This is a genomic window from Candidatus Methylomirabilota bacterium (assembly GCA_035764725.1).
GTDB lineage: Bacteria > Methylomirabilota > Methylomirabilia > Rokubacteriales > CSP1-6 > DASRWT01.
On sequence record DASTYT010000021.1, the window covers coordinates 1 to 14,300 of the forward strand.

The 14,300-nt window shown below is 68.7% G+C and carries 12 protein-coding genes; 3 read left to right on the plus strand and 9 right to left on the minus strand.

The window, feature by feature from the left end:
- The coding region (locus VFX14_02910; protein ID HEU5188619.1) for a potassium-transporting ATPase subunit KdpA at nt 1–1,502 on the minus strand (1,502 nt) is incomplete at its 3' end.
- Nucleotides 1,499–1,591, minus strand: coding sequence for a K(+)-transporting ATPase subunit F (kdpF, locus tag VFX14_02915; GenBank protein ID HEU5188620.1), 93 nt, complete (start codon nt 1,589–1,591; stop codon nt 1,499–1,501). The genes kdpF and VFX14_02910, both read right to left, overlap by 4 nt.
- 442 nt (nt 1,592–2,033) lie before the next feature.
- Between kdpF and argB the strand changes: the two genes are divergently transcribed.
- A complete protein-coding gene (gene argB / locus VFX14_02920; protein HEU5188621.1) occupies nt 2,034–2,606 on the plus strand; it encodes an acetylglutamate kinase in 573 nt (190 codons plus the stop codon).
- Here the strand turns inward: argB and greA are convergent.
- Nucleotides 2,603–3,085 (minus strand): transcription elongation factor GreA, encoded by a 483-nt coding sequence (gene greA / locus VFX14_02925; protein HEU5188622.1) that lies wholly within the window; start codon nt 3,083–3,085, stop codon nt 2,603–2,605. The two genes, argB and greA, sit on opposite strands and share 4 nt — an antisense overlap.
- A gap of 262 nt (nt 3,086–3,347) precedes the next feature.
- Here greA and VFX14_02930 point away from each other — a divergent pair, with 262 nt between their 5' ends.
- Together VFX14_02930 and VFX14_02935 are read left to right on the plus strand one after the other, a co-directional pair.
- A complete protein-coding gene (locus VFX14_02930) occupies nt 3,348–4,529 on the plus strand; it encodes an efflux RND transporter periplasmic adaptor subunit (GenBank protein HEU5188623.1) in 1,182 nt (393 codons plus the stop codon).
- Nucleotides 4,530–7,829, plus strand: coding sequence for an efflux RND transporter permease subunit (locus VFX14_02935; GenBank protein ID HEU5188624.1), 3,300 nt, complete (start codon nt 4,530–4,532; stop codon nt 7,827–7,829).
- On the opposite strand, the gene VFX14_02940 is transcribed toward VFX14_02935, so the two are convergent.
- The 6 genes from VFX14_02940 to VFX14_02965 form a co-directional block, all read right to left on the minus strand.
- Entirely contained in the window at nt 7,826–8,299 is a 474-nt protein-coding gene (locus tag VFX14_02940; protein ID HEU5188625.1) for a tyrosine-protein phosphatase, read from the minus strand. The genes VFX14_02935 and VFX14_02940 overlap by 4 nt on opposite strands.
- Nucleotides 8,300–8,321: 22 nt before the next feature.
- Nucleotides 8,322–8,873, minus strand: a complete 552-nt coding sequence (locus tag VFX14_02945) for a cysteine hydrolase family protein (GenBank protein ID HEU5188626.1) — start codon at nt 8,871–8,873, stop codon at nt 8,322–8,324.
- A gap of 8 nt (nt 8,874–8,881) precedes the next feature.
- Nucleotides 8,882–10,780, minus strand: a complete 1,899-nt coding sequence (locus tag VFX14_02950) for a peptidyl-prolyl cis-trans isomerase (protein HEU5188627.1) — start codon at nt 10,778–10,780, stop codon at nt 8,882–8,884.
- Nucleotides 10,781–10,867: 87 nt separating this feature from the next.
- Complete coding sequence (locus VFX14_02955) at nt 10,868–12,253, minus strand: NCS2 family permease (GenBank protein HEU5188628.1); 1,386 nt, start codon at nt 12,251–12,253, stop codon at nt 10,868–10,870.
- Nucleotides 12,253–13,083, minus strand: coding sequence for a tRNA (adenine-N1)-methyltransferase (locus VFX14_02960; GenBank protein HEU5188629.1), 831 nt, complete (start codon nt 13,081–13,083; stop codon nt 12,253–12,255). Before VFX14_02960 ends, VFX14_02955 begins: the two co-directional genes overlap by 1 nt.
- Nucleotides 13,070–14,293, minus strand: a complete 1,224-nt coding sequence (locus tag VFX14_02965) for an MFS transporter (protein ID HEU5188630.1) — start codon at nt 14,291–14,293, stop codon at nt 13,070–13,072. The genes VFX14_02960 and VFX14_02965 overlap by 14 nt, the downstream gene beginning before the upstream one ends.
- Between the last annotated feature and the right edge of the window lie 7 nt (nt 14,294–14,300).

Consider the following 14,300-nt stretch of genomic DNA (forward strand, 5'->3'; position numbering starts at 1 on the left):
GACATGAAGGCGTACAGCACCTCCGACAGGCCGTGCGGGCCGCCGTTGAGGATCGACTTCCTCGGCCCGGGCAGGGCGACTGCGGCGGCTGTCGTGGCGAGCACGATGACGGGCATCGTGAGGATGTAGAGGGAGACGAGCTTGATCTCTCGCGGCGTGATCTTCTTGCCGAGGTACTCCGGAGTGCGCCCCACCATGAGGCCGGCGACGAACACTGCGATGATGGCGAACATGAGCATGCCGTACAGCCCCGAGCCGACACCGCCGTAGACGACCTCGCCGAGCTGTATCAGCCACATGGGAACCAGGCCGCCGATGGGCGTGAACGAGTCGTGCATCGAGTTCACGGAGCCGTTCGAAGCCGAGGTCGTAGCCGTCGCCCACAACGCCGAGTTGGCGATGCCGAACCGCACTTCCTTGCCTTCCATGTTCCCGCCTGACGAGAGCGCGGTGGTCGTATGATCGACGCCTTGCTGGACCAGCGTGTGGCCCCTCAGCTCGGCCAGGTAGCAGGTGGCGAGCAGGCCCACGAAGATCACGGTCATCGCGGCCAGCACCGCCCAGCCTTGGCGCGTGTCGCCCACCATGACGCCGAAGGTGTAGCAGAGGGCCGCGGCAATGAGCAGGATCGACAGGACCTCGAGGAAGTTGGAGATCGGCGTGGGATTCTCGATCGGATCCGCCGAGTTGGCGTTGAAGTACCCGCCGCCGTTGGTGCCGAGCTGCTTGATGGCGATCTGCGAGGCCACCGGCCCAACTGCGATCACCTGCTCCGTCAGCGTGGACTTCTTGGTCTTGGGCTGCCCCTTATCGTCGACGACGGGCTTGCCGTCCTTGTCGGTGACCGGCTCGTCGTATTGCGTCGGCTGGACCACCGTGGCGGTGACGGAAGGGCCGAAGGTCTGCGTCATCCCTTGCGAGACGAGGGCCAGGGCCAGGATGAAGGACAGCGGCAGCAGGATGTAGAGCGCGCTGCGGGTCATGTCCACCCAGAAGTTGCCGATGGTCTGGGCGGAGCGTCGCGCGAAGCCTCGGATGAGAGCGACCAGCACCGCCATGCCCGTGGCCGCCGAGAGGAAGTGCTGGACGGTGAGCGCCAGCATCTGGGTGAGATAGCTCATCGTGGATTCGCCGCCGTAACCCTGCCAATTCGTATTCGTGGCAAAGCTGACGGCGGTATTGAACGAGGAATCGGGGGACACCGCCCCGAGTCCCTGGGGATTCAGCGGCAGCACGCCCTGCAACCGCTGCAGCAGGTAGACCGCGAGCAGGCCGGCAAGGTTGAAGAGGAGCATGGCCGCGGCATACGTCTTCCACCCCATCTCCTCGTCGGGCCGGACACCGCCGAGGCGATAGATCAGCCGCTCGAGCCAGCCGAGCATCCGGTCGAGCCCGAAGGGACGGTTCTGGTAGACGCGCGCCATGTACGCGCCCAGCGGCTTCGCGAGAGCGATCAGCACGACCAGATAGAGCAGCAGCTGCAGGACGCCGTTCGTAGTCATGAGAACATCTCCGGCTTCAAGAGAGCCAGAACGAGATACGCCATGAGCCCGAGTGCCACGATGCCACCGACGATGTAGAGGAAAGGCATGTTGGGCTCCTACACCCGGTCGCAGAGCCGGACGAACAGCGCGGTCAGCACAAAGAAGCCCACTGCCAGCCCAATGAAGATCACGTCACCCATCGCGACGCCTCCTGCGGCCCGAGGGACCGCGCCAATAGGGCCGGGACACTGCCGGCCACGCCAAGAAGCCTAGTCGCCAGGCCGCTCAAGATGCTCTCAAGATCGTTCCCTCCGGACCGGAGAAGCCATGACGTCCACGGCCATGCAGAGTTAGAAGAGGTCGCGTATCCCCTCTCCACGCATCACGCCCCTTTCGCCCTGAGCGCGCTCCATCATCTGAATCAGTGGCGCGGTCGGAGCGTGGTGGTCAAGTACGGCGGCGCCGCGATGGGCCGCCCCGAGCTCCAAGCCTCCTTCGCCCACGACGTGGCGCGTCTTCGGGCCGCGGGGGTCCGTCCCGTCGTGGTCCATGGCGGTGGCCCCCCAGATCGACGGTCTGATGCGCCGCGTCGGCAAGATCCCGCGCTTCGTCGACGGGCTTCGCGTGACCGACGCGGAGACCATGGAGCTAGTCGAGATGGTCCTCGTGGGCCACGTCAATCCCGAGCTCGTGGGTCTCATCAACCGCCACGGCGGTCGCGCCATCGGCCTGAACGGGAAGGATTCCGACCTGATCGTTGCCCACCGGCGGCCACATCGGCGGGCGAATGGGGAGTGCGTCGACCTTGGACTAGTCGGCGACGTCGAGTCGATCAACCGGCGCCTGCTCCAGGCTCTCGACGAGGACGGGCTGATCCCGGTCATCGCCCCCGTGGCCACCGGGCGTGACGGCAAGACCTACAACGTCAACGCCGATCACGTCGCCGGAAGGGTGGCGCGTCCTGCGTTCGAATCGCCGACGGGCGGCGGCCGAATGCCCTCAGCCTGGCCTTACTCGCGGGCCATGGGGTCGGCACGGACATCATGGGGCGAGCGACGTGAAGAAGTATCAGTGACGAGGCGGCGACCGGCTGTGTGGTCCTCGTGCGGTAGCGAACCCTAGCCGGTCTCCGGCCAGGCGAAATTCGCCTGGAGGATCTCGAAGGTTTTCTTGCCGGCGGGGAGCTGCGCGGTCACGGTGTCGCCGACTTTCTTGCCGATGAGGGTACGCGCCAAAGGCGCCAGGACCGAGATGCGACCGCGCGGGGGCTCCGCTTCCTCGGAGCCCACGATCCAGTACGCGATCTCCTTGCCCTCCTCGTCTTCCAGCCGCACCGTGGAGCCGAACGTGATGCGATCGCCCGAGGTGGGCGGGTCGATGACCTCGGCGGTAGCGAGCTTGCCTTCGAGGTCTTTGATCCGCGCCTCGATCATGCCCTGCTTCTCGCGCGCCGCGTGATACTCGGCGTTCTCCGAGAGGTCGCCGTGGGCCCGCGCCTCGCCGATGGCCTTGCTGATGGCCGGGCGCTCGATCGACTTGAGCCGCTCCAGCTCGTTCTTCAAGCGGTCGTGGCCGCTTCGCGTCATCGGGGTGCGTTGAATCGCCATGACAGCAACATGTTACGACACGCCGCCGGGGCGCGTCGAGGGCTCGCGGCCCCATCGAGGGCTCGCTGCCATCGGTGGCCTGGGTTACACTGGTCGCCTTATGTCTCGCGGCGTACGAAATTGCCTGGTCGCTCTCGCCGTCTTGCTGGGCGCCGTCGCGTGCTCGAGGTCCGACGCCCAGGCTCCCCCGCCGAAGGCCGGCGCTCCCGCCTTCAAGCCCGTCCCCGTCAACGTGGCCAAGGCGGAAGCTCGGCCCGTGCAACGGTCGGTGGAGACGGTGGGCAGCCTGGTCGCCTGGGTGGAGACCGTGGTCAAGACCGAGCAGCCCGGCACCGTGGCGCGCCTGCGCGTGGATCTCGGCGACTCGGTCACGCAGGGCAAGGTGCTCGCCGAGTACGACACCCGCGAGTTCCAGCTCGCGGTGGATCAGGCCGAGGCCGATCTCCTGTCTTCACGTCAATCGTACGCGCGCGCTCAAGCGACGGTGGCGTCGAGCGAGGCGGCGCTGCGCCGGGTCAAGGACGGCCTCTCGGCGTTGCAGGCGGAGGTGGCGCGCACTCAGTCGCAGGCCGAATGGTCCAAGTCCGAGCTCGACCGCAACCAGGAGCTGTTCCGCAAGGAGCTCATCGCCCAGCGCGACGTCGACAGTGCGCGGAATCTCTACAACACCGCGCTGGCCCAGCTCCAGGTGACGCAGAACGTGCTCGGCCTGCACCCGGAGCAGGTGCACATCGCCGAGGCGCAGCTCGACTCGGACCGCGCGGCCCTGCGCGTGGCCCAAGCCGAGGTGACGCGCCGCGAGGCCATGCTCGGCATCATGCGCAAGCGCCTCGAGGACACCACGATCCGGGCGCCGTTCAACGGCCAGATCGCCAAGCGGCACCTCAACGCGGGCGAGTACGTGAAGGAGAACACGCCGGTCTTCACTCTCGTCGCCCTCGACCCGCTGAAGTACACGGGCACGGTGCCGGAGCGCTTCTCACCCGAGCTCAGCACGGGCCAGCGAGTCGAGCTGACGGTGGAGGCGTATCCGGGGCAGACCTTCGCGGGGCAGGTCACCCGCGTCTCGCCCGCGGTGGAAGTCCAGACGCGGAGCCTGGCTCTGGAGGGCCGGGTCGGCAACGCCGACAACCGCCTGCGTCCCGGCTTCTTCACCAAGGGCGTGGTGCTGACGCGCAAGGACGCCACCGTGGCCTTCGTGCCCGCCGAGGCGGTGGTGTACTTCGTGGGCATCTCCAAGGTCTACGTCGTGACCAACGGCAAGGCCGAGGAGCGGCTGGTGAAGGCGGGCGCCCGGCAGGGCGCGCTGGTGGAGATCAGTGACGGTGTGAAGCCCGGGGAGACGGTGGCGACCTCGAACCTCTCCCAGCTCTTCAACGGGGCGCCGATCGCCGTCGTCGACGGCCGCGCCGCCGCCTCGCCCCCGCCCGCTCGCTAGATGGGATTCCTCGAGGTCTTCGTCCGCCGTCCCGTCTTCACCACCATGGTCATCGTAACCCTGGTGGTGCTGGGGCTGGCCTCCTTCGTCCAGCTCGGCGTAGACATCTTCCCCAAGGTGGACCTGCCGACCATCACCATCACCACGCTCCTGCCCGGCGCCTCCCCCGAGGAGATCGAGAGCCAGATCACCAAGCCCATCGAGGAGGTCGTCAACACCATCAGCGGCCTCGACGAGCTCCGCTCGTCCACCATCGAAGGGCAGAGCCAGATCTTCGCCACCTTCGTGCTCGAGCGAAACGTGCAGGAGGCGGCCAACGACGTGCGCGAGAAGGTGGGCACGGTGCTGGCGCGGCTGCCTGCGGGCACCGAGTCCCCCATCATCGAGAAGATCGACCCGGATTCCGCGCCCGTCATGGCCCTGGTGGTGTCCGGCCAGCGATCGGCGCGCGAAATCACGGAAATCGCCGACAAGCGCATCAAGCGCGCGCTCGAGACCGTCAAGGACGTGGGCGCGATCACGCTGGTGGGCGATCGCAAGCGCGAGATCCAGATCCTCGTCAACCCCGACAAGCTCAGCGCCTTCAACCTGTCCATCCAGCAGGTCAAGGATGCCCTCCAGCGTCAGAACGTCGAGATCCCCGGCGGCCGCCTCACTGCGGGCGCCAACGAGGAGGGGCTCCGCACGCTGGGACGCATCGAATCCGTCCGCGCCTTCAACGACCTCATCGTGGCCGACTTCAAGGGCAGCCCGGTGCGGGTGCGTGACGTCGCCGCCGTCCGCGACGCCGAGGAGGAGCCGCGCACCCTTTCGCGTCTGAACAGCGCCAACGCGGTCTCCATGCTCATCCGGAAGCAGTCCGGCACCAACACGGTGGCGGTGGTGGACCGGGTCAAGGAGCGGCTGGCCGAGGTGCAGAAGGGGCTGCCCCAGGACATCCGGTTCGAGGTGGTGCGGGACCTCTCGCGCTTCATCAAGCGCTCGTTCCACGAGGTGCAGGACCACCTGCTCCTGGGCGGCCTCCTCGCCAGTCTCATCGTCGCCGCGTTCATCGGCCGGCTCCTCTGGCACGAGAGCCTGATCCTGCTCGCCATCGTGCTCGCGGTGGCCCTCGCCTTTGCCTGGGGCGACCCCGAGCTGCTCATCAAGGTGACGGGCCTCGCCATCCTGGTCACGCTCGTGTTCTTCCTCTCGGTGCGGAAGTTGCGCCCCGCCTTCATCGCCGCGGTGGCCATCCCCGCGTCGATCATCGCCACCTTCGTGGCCATGCGCATGGCCGGCTTCACCCTGAACAACCTCACGATGCTGGGCCTGTCGCTGTCCACCGGGATCGTGATCGACGACGCCATCATCGTGCTCGAGAACATCTTCCGGCACACGGAGGAGGAGGGGCGGACGCCCTTCGACGCCGCCATCTCCGGCACCAAGGAGATCTCGCTCGCCGTCACCGCCACCACGATCTCGCTGGTGGTGATCTTCCTGCCCGTGGCCTTCATGGGCGGGCTCGTGGGGAAGTTCTGGAACTCGTTCGGCCTCACCGCCACCTTCGCGATCATGGTGTCGCTGCTGGTGGCGTTCACCCTCACGCCGATGCTCGCCGCCCGCGTCCTCAGCACGCCCGGCGTGGCGGGTGGTCACGCGGCGGGGTCCTCGAAGTCCTCGGGCCTCTATCACCGGATTGAGGGGGCGTACGAGGGCGCGCTCGCGTGGTGCCTGCGGCACCGCACGATCTGCTTCCTCGGCATCGCCGCCATCATGGTCGGAGGCTGGTTCCTCATCAAATCGTCCAAGCTCGAGTTCGTGGTGGACGATGACATGAGCGAGTTCGAGGTCGTGGCGGAGGCGCCCCCCGGCTCCTCCATCGAGCGGAGCGCATTGACCAGCCAGTTGATGGAGGCGGAGATTCGCAAGGTCCCCGAGGTCGTCACGCTCTTCACCACCATCGGCGTGCGGGGCCAGTACCAATCCAACGTGACCGACATCTCGATCTACGTGGGGCTCAAGCACCTGTCCGAGCGCAAGCGCGTGCAGCTCGAGATCATGAACGACGTGCGCCAGCGCCTCGCCGCGTTCCCGGGCATGCGGGTGAGCGTCCAGAACATCAGTCTCATCAGCGGCGGCGGCTTCCGCCAGACCCAGTTCAACCTGATCCTGCGCGGCCCCGAGCTGGCCGGCCTCGAGCGCTACGCCCAGGGCGTGATCGATGTGCTCAAGGCCAAGCCCGGCTTCGTGGACCTCGACACCGCGCAATCCCTGCGGCAGCCCGAGGTGCAGGTTGAGATCGATCGGCACAAGGCGTCCGACCTCGGCGTGCGCGTGGACGCGGTGGCGACCGCGCTGCGGACGATGGTGGGCGGGGAGAAAGTCGGGTTCTACCGGGAAGCGGGCGAGCAGTATGACATCCGGCTGCGGCTCGACGAGGACCATCGGCGCGACGCCTCCGGGCTCCCCGCCCTCATGGTGCCGGGCGCCGGCGGCGCGCTGGTGAAGCTCTCCAACGTCACCACCCTCGGCTCCGGCATGAGCCCCGGCCAGATCGAGCGCTACGCCCAGGAGCGCTCGATCACCATCATCTCGAACCTGCTGCCGTCGAAACCGCTCGCCGACGCCTACAAGGAGGCGTTCGCCGCGGTGGCCGCCCAGCGCATGCCGCCGGAATACGGCATCCTCCTCACCGGGCGGGGCAAGCTCCTCCAGGAAGCGCTGGCCAACTTCGCCATCGCCTTCGTGCTCTCGCTCTGCTTCATCTACATCGTGCTCGCCGCGCAGTTCGAGTCCTTCGTGCATCCGCTCACGATCATGGTGTCGATGTTCCTGTCCATCCCCTTCGGGATCCTCACCCTCAAGCTCTTGGACCGGACCCTCAACATCTACTCGATCATGGGACTCTTCCTCCTCATGGGCGTGGTGAAGAAGAACGCGATCCTCCAGGTGGACTACACGAACGTCTTGCGTGAGCGGGGGATGGAGCGCACCCAGGCCCAGATGGAGGCGGATCGAGCGCGGCTCCGGCCCATCCTCATGACCACGCTCGCCATCGTAGCGGGGATGCTCCCGGTGGCGATGGGACGCGGCGACGGCTCCGCCTCGCGCGCCTCGCTGGCCACGGTGGTGGTGGGCGGTCAGCTCCTCTGCCTGCTCGTCACGCTCCTCGTGACGCCGGTGATCTACTCGACCTTCGACGACCTGCGAGGGCTTCGCGTGTTTTCCCGCATCAGCTTCCCGCACTGGAAGAGCGCGCTCGCCGACCGCCTCGCCTGGAGCCGCTTCGCGGCCCGGCGCCCCGAGCCCGAGCCCTAGCCGGCTCCCTCGGTCACGCGGGCGGCGAAGGCCTCCACGAAGCGCCGCTGACCGCCGCTCTCCACCGCCTCCCGCCGATAGGCCTCGCGCACGGCGGCGACCGCCGTGGCCGCCGATTCGCCGACCAGCATGAGCAGACACGCCAGCGCCGTGCCCGTGCGCCCGAGCCCGGCGAAGCAATGCAGATAGATCGTCTCGCCCGCGGCGAGGCGGTCCAGCAGGCCGCGAAGATAGACGTGGAAGGCGTCCGCGTCCCGCGGCACGCCCATGTCCGGCACGGGGAAGTGGAGCAGGCGCAGGCCGGCGCCCGCGTAGGCTGCCTCCAGCGCCGGCGACAGCTCATTGCGGTCGAGAAGGCAGGCGACGGTGGTGATACCCGCTGCGCGCAGCGTGGCCGCCGAGTCCGTGTAGGGCGGCGCCGGCATCGGGCCCCCGAAGAGACGCCCCCCCTCCGGGAGGCGTCGGTGCACGACGGGAATCACCGCGGGGAAATCAGCCGATCAGATCGGCGGTGCTGCGCACCTCGGCGAGAAAGCCGTTGAGGCTGCCGAGATGGGTGCGATGGACGACGTCCGCGGGAATCGCAACCCCGTCCGGCCCCTTCACCTCCATCGCCGCGGTGGCGTCGGAGAGGAGCGTCACCGCGAAGCCGCGATGCGCGGCCTCGCGTGTGGTGGTATCGCAGCACATCTGCGTCATGAAGCCGGAGACGATCACGCGCTCGATGCCCCCGTCCCGCAGCATCCGCTCGAGCGGCGTGTTGGTGAAGGAGCCGGGCAGGTGCTTGGTGACCACCGGCTCGCCCGCCTTCGGGGCGGCCTCAGGATGGATCGCGAGCGCGGGAGAGCCGGGCGCGAACGTCCGCGCGCCGGGCTTCTGGCTCTCGTGGACGATGTGCACGACGGGCATGCCCCGGCGCCGCGCCCAGTCGAGCAGGCGCGCGATGCGTCCCACCGCGGCGGGCCCGCCGGGCAGCACGATCTTCCCGATGGGGGCGAAATACTCCTGCTGGGCATCGATCACGAGCAGTGCGGTCTTGTCCATGTCGTCCCCTAGCGGCCGGCCGGCGCGCCCGCGTTGCTCAGCTCGATCTTGGCGGTCTGGTTGACGCCGCGGAGCCACGACTCCCAGACCTGGTTGCGCTTCTGCTCGAGCACCTGCTTGGCGAGCTCTTCGCGCTCGGTCTCGAGCCCCTTGGGATCGGCGGGCTGACGCTCGAACACCTTCACCACGTAGACGGCGCCGCCGGCGCGGATCGGATCGGCGACCTGGCCCACCCCCGTCTGGAGGGCGGCCACCAGCACGGTGCCGGGCAGCGCGCTCTTGTCCTTCGGGGGCTCGGCGCGCGAGAAGAAGCCCGTGTCTCCGGTCGACGCGCCTTCCTTCTTGGCGGCCGCGGCGAGATCGCCCTCGCGGCCCGCCGCCGCCACCGTCTTGGCCTTGGTCATGGCGAGCTCGCCCGCCTTGTCCCGCCTGATCGCCTCCGACACCTCGTTGCGGATCTCGGCGAGAGGCGGCACGCCGGCCGGCATGATCTCGGTGACCTTGGCCACCACGTAGCCGCCGGCAGTCTTGATCGGGCTCGCGACGCCGCCGACCCCCAGCCCGAACACAGCTTCCTCGAGCGCGGGGTCGCGGCCGATGCCCTCGAGCCCGTCGCCACGGGCGATCGTCGCCGTGCGCGACTCCACGCCCAGGTTCTTCGCCTCAGCCGCAAAGTCCTTGGCGGCCTGCAGCGGGCCGCGGGCCTGCTCGGCCTTGGCGGCGGCGGCACGGTCGCTGCGCTCGGCGAGGAGCTTCTCCTTGATCTTGGCCGCCACCTCCTTGTACGGCGACTTGCCGCCCTCCTGCACGTCCAGCACCTTGATGGCGTGGTAGCCGAACGGCGTACGCACCGGCGCCGGCGTGATCTCGCCCTTCTTGAGCCGGAACAAGGCTTCCTCGAACTGCGGCACCATCTCGCCCGGCCCGACGAAGCCGAGATCCCCGCCCTGGGGCGCGGTGCCGGTGTCGTCGGAGCTCTCCCGCGCGAGCTTGGCGAAGTCCTCCCCCGCCTTCGCCCGCTTGATCACGTCCTCGACCTTTGCGCGCGACTTCGCCTCGGCGTCGCTGCCGCCCACCGGCGGCACGCGCACGAGCACGTGGGCGGCGTGGAGCCGCTTGGGCTTCTCGAACTCCGTGGGGTGCTCGTTGTAGTAGGCCTCGGCGGCCGCGTCGGTGACCGGCTCGGCGAAGGCCTTCGGGCTGGCGACGGCGAGCGCTAGCTTGCGGCGCTCGGGCCGCGTGAACTGCGCCTGATGGGCCTTGAGATAGGGCTCGAGGTCGGCGTCGGCCACCGTCACCGTGGCCATGAGGGGCGCCGTCTCGACGCTCGCCCAGGCCGCGCGCACCCGGTCCTTGCGGAAGGCGTACACCTGCACGAGCTCGTCCTGAGACACCTTCACGCCGTCCTTCACGAGGCCTTCCATCTTCCGGCGCACGAGGTCACGGCGCTGATCGGACTCGAAGTCCGCCGGATCGATATGGACGCTGCGGAGCACCATCAGATAGCGGTCGCGCGAGAACCGCCCGTCCTCCTGGAAGGCCCGCACCTGCTGGACGCGCGCGCGCAGCTCGTCGTCGGTCACGACCACGCCCTCGCGGCGCGCCTGCTGGCCGATCAGCGCATCTTGCACAAGGTCATTGATAACCTGTTGGGAGATGCCGAGGCGCTCCGCCATCTCAGGGGTGAGGCGGTCCTTGTAGATCTGCCGGTAGAACTCGATGTAGCTCGAGTAGGCCCGGCGGAAGCGCTCGACGGGGATGTCCTCGCCGTTCACCGTGGCCACGGAATGGTCGCCGACGCGCTTGCGGCCGAGCGCGTCGGCGCCGAAGTACACCACCGAGGTGCCGACGAAGGCGAGGATGACGAACAGGAGGATGAGCTTCAGCCCCCCGAGGTATTCACGCATCGTGCTGATCAAAGAGTCCGACCTCCTGGAAAAATCGAGCCGGCCGGTGGCCGGGCTTCCTAGCCTACCACAGGGGGGCGGGGCGCCTCAGAAGCCCAGCGTGGCCCGGAGGCCGGGCAGCGCGAAGTAGAGGACGAAGGCGAAGGCGGCCGCCCACATCATCGGGTGCACGGTGGGTCCCTTGCCCCGCACGAGCTTGATGAAGCAGTAGGCGATGAAACCGGCTCCGATGCCGTTGGTGATCGAGTACGTGAACGGCATCACCGCCAAGGTCAAGAGGGCGGGGAACCCCTCCTCGACATCCGAGAAGCGGATGTCCTTGATGATGGCGACCATGAGATAGCCCACCACGAGAAGGGCGGGCGCGGTGGCCTGGGCGGGTACGATGGCGGCGAGCGGCGAGAAGAAGAGGGCGAGGAGAAAACAGACGCCGGTGACGACGGAAGCGAGCCCGGTACGCGCGCCCGCGGACACGCCGGCGGCCGACTCGATGTAGGTGGTGGCGGACGACGCGCCCGCCGCGCCGCCCGCCGCCGCGGCGAGCGAGTCCACCAGCAGCACGCGGTTGAGCCGGGGCAGCTTGCCGTCGCGGTCGAGCCAGCCCGCCTCGCCGCCGATGCCGATCACCGTGCCCATGGTGTCGAAGAAGTCCGACAGCATGATCGAGAAGATGGTCACGAGCGCGGTCACCACGCCCACGTGCGCGAAGACTTCCAGGTTGATGCCGACCCCGAGGCTCGAGAAGTCGGGCCACGCCACGATCGCCCGGGGAATCACCGCTTGCCCGGGAATGGGGAAAGCCCGCCCACCCGTGACGATGTTCGCGATCACGGCGACGACGGTGGCGAGGAGGATGCCGATGAGGAGCGTGCCGGAGTTGCCGCGGGCAAAGAGCCAGAGCGTGACGAGCAGCCCCACGATGGCCACGCCCACCGGCGCCGTCGCGAGGTCGCCGAGGGTGACGGGCACCCCCGGGGGACCCGGCTTCACGATGCCCGCGGAGACCAGGCCGATGAACAGGATGAAGAGCCCGATGCCCGCGCTGATCGCCTGCTTCATCGCGAGCGGGATCGCGTTCATGATCGCCTCGCGGAAGCCGGTGAGCACGAGCGCGGTGATGGCGAGTCCCTCGAGGAAGATCACGCCCATCGCGGCGGGCCAGGAGAGCTTGAGCCCCGCGATGAGCTGGAAGGCCACCACCGCGTTGAGGCCCATGCCGGAGGCGAGGGCGAGCGGATAGTTGGTGGCGAGCCCCATGGCGAGGGTGAGCACGCCCGCGACCAGACAGGTCGCGGCCTGCACCGCCGCGAACGGCCCGCCCTTGCCCTCGAGGCCGGGCACCCCCGCGAACGAGAGGATGGCCGGGTTCACGAAGATGATGTAGGCCATCACCATGAAGGTCGTGAGGCCGGCCCGCGCCTCGCGTCCGACCGTGGTGCCCTGCGCGCTCAAGTCAAAATAGCGCTCGAGCATCATTCCACCTCCGACACCGTGATGCGGGGCTGGAAGGGGGCATCCTCGGGCACCACGCGGCGCGCCACCGTGATGAAGCCGGTGTGCGCCACCATCCTGTGGAACGGACGCACAGAGGTGTTCTCGATGTTCCACGGCCGGAACAACGTCTCGAACGTCTCGACGAGGGTGTAGCCGGGATGGCGGCGCAGCGCCTCCGAGAGCTGATGCGACTGGATGATGGTGGGCACGTAGGACAGGAAGATGCCGCCCGAGCGGAGCACGCGCGCCACCGGGTCCACCAGATGCCAGGGCTCCGGCAGGTCGAAGACCGCGCGGTCGACCGTCTCCTCCTCGGGGAGCCCCTCCTCCACCGGGCGCAGGCGCACCGCGAGGTTTCCGACCTCGCCCATGCGGAGCTGAATGTTCGCCAGCGCGCGCCGCGCGAAGTCCTCGCGCTGCTCGTAGCTGATCACCTTGCCCGCCGGCCCCACCGCGCGCAGCAGCGCGAGTGTGAGCGCGCCCGAGCCCATCCCCGCCTCGAGCACGCGGGCGCCGGGGAAGATGTCGGCCCAGAACATCACCATGGCGAGGTCCTTGGGGTAGATGACCTGCGCCCCCCGCGGCATGTCGAGCACGTATTCGGCGAGGGTGGGCCGGAGGACCACGTAGCGGGTGCCCTTGGAGGTCCGGACCCAGGTGCCGTCGGGCTGGCCGATGATCGCGTCGTGCGTCACCCAGCCCCGGTCGGAGTGGAAGGTCTCGCCCTTCCGGAGCATGAAGAGGTGGCGCCGTCCGCGCTGATCGATCAGGAGGACCTGCTCGCCGTCTTGGAGGCTATCGAGCGTCACGCGTCTTGGGCTCGGGCAGTGCAAGGGCCACGAGGAACCCCGCCAGCGGCATCAGCGCCGAGATCCACAGCGCCCGGGTCAGCCCCCAGTGGTCCGCCACCCAGCCGAGCGCGCTCGCGCCAACCCCGCCCGCGCCGATGGCGAAGCCGACGATGAGCCCCGATGCCATGCCGGGGTTCCGCGGCAGGTACGCCTGACCGAGGACGACCGACACCGTGAAGGTGGAGACGAGGACGAAGCCGAGGAGGGCCAGCAGCACGAAAACGAAGATGCCGCGCGCGAACAGGAACGCCACCGCGATCGGCACGGCCAGGAGGAACACGCTGACCACGTAGCGACGCACGCCCACCCGATCAGCGACGGGACCCGCCACCAGTGTGCCGACCACGCCGGAGCCGAGGAAAACTGCGAGGAGCGTGCCGACCAGCCGCGGATCGCCGTGGAGCACGTCACGCCAGTAGAAGGGCATGAAGGTCGTGAAACCCAGCTGGGTCCACGAGCGGATCGCCACCACGAGCACCAGGAGGCTCATGGCGCCGACCATGGTCTGGGCTCCGTCCCGAGCCGCCTGCACGCGAGCTTGCACGGGCGCGGGCGCGGAGAGCGACGGCAGTCCGGCGAGGAGCAGGCCGGCCACGAGCGCACCCGGCACCAGCATGCCGAGGCTCCCCGGCAGACCGTAGGCGCTGAGCAGCGCGGTGATCAGCGGCGGACCCAGCGCGATCCCGATGTTGCCGCCCGTGGAGAAGATCGACACGCCGGTCGCCTTTCGCTCGCCCGCCACCGCGGTGGCGGTGCGGTAGCCCTCGGGATGATAGGCGGCGACCCCGAACCCCGTGATCATCACGAGGAACAGCACCGCGGCATAGGACGGCGCGAGGCCGGTGAACGCGAGCCCCAGCGACGAGAGCAGCACCGAGAGCGGCAGGAGCCAGCGCCGCGCCGTCTTGTCGGCGAGAAAGCCGAACAGCGGCTGGATGATCGACGAGGTGATGTTAGCCATCAGCACGATGGCGCCGGTGGCCGCGTAGCTGAGCCGGAGGGCGTCCTTGAGGAACGGCAGGATCACCGCGAGCGAGCCCTGATTGATGTCGACGACCATGTGCCCGAGGGCGAGGAGGCCCAGCAGGCGCATGTCGGGCTTCACGCGAGCGGCGGGGGCGGCCGCCGCGGCCGGCAGGATGACGGCGGCGGACTCGGGCGGGGTCATGCGTCTA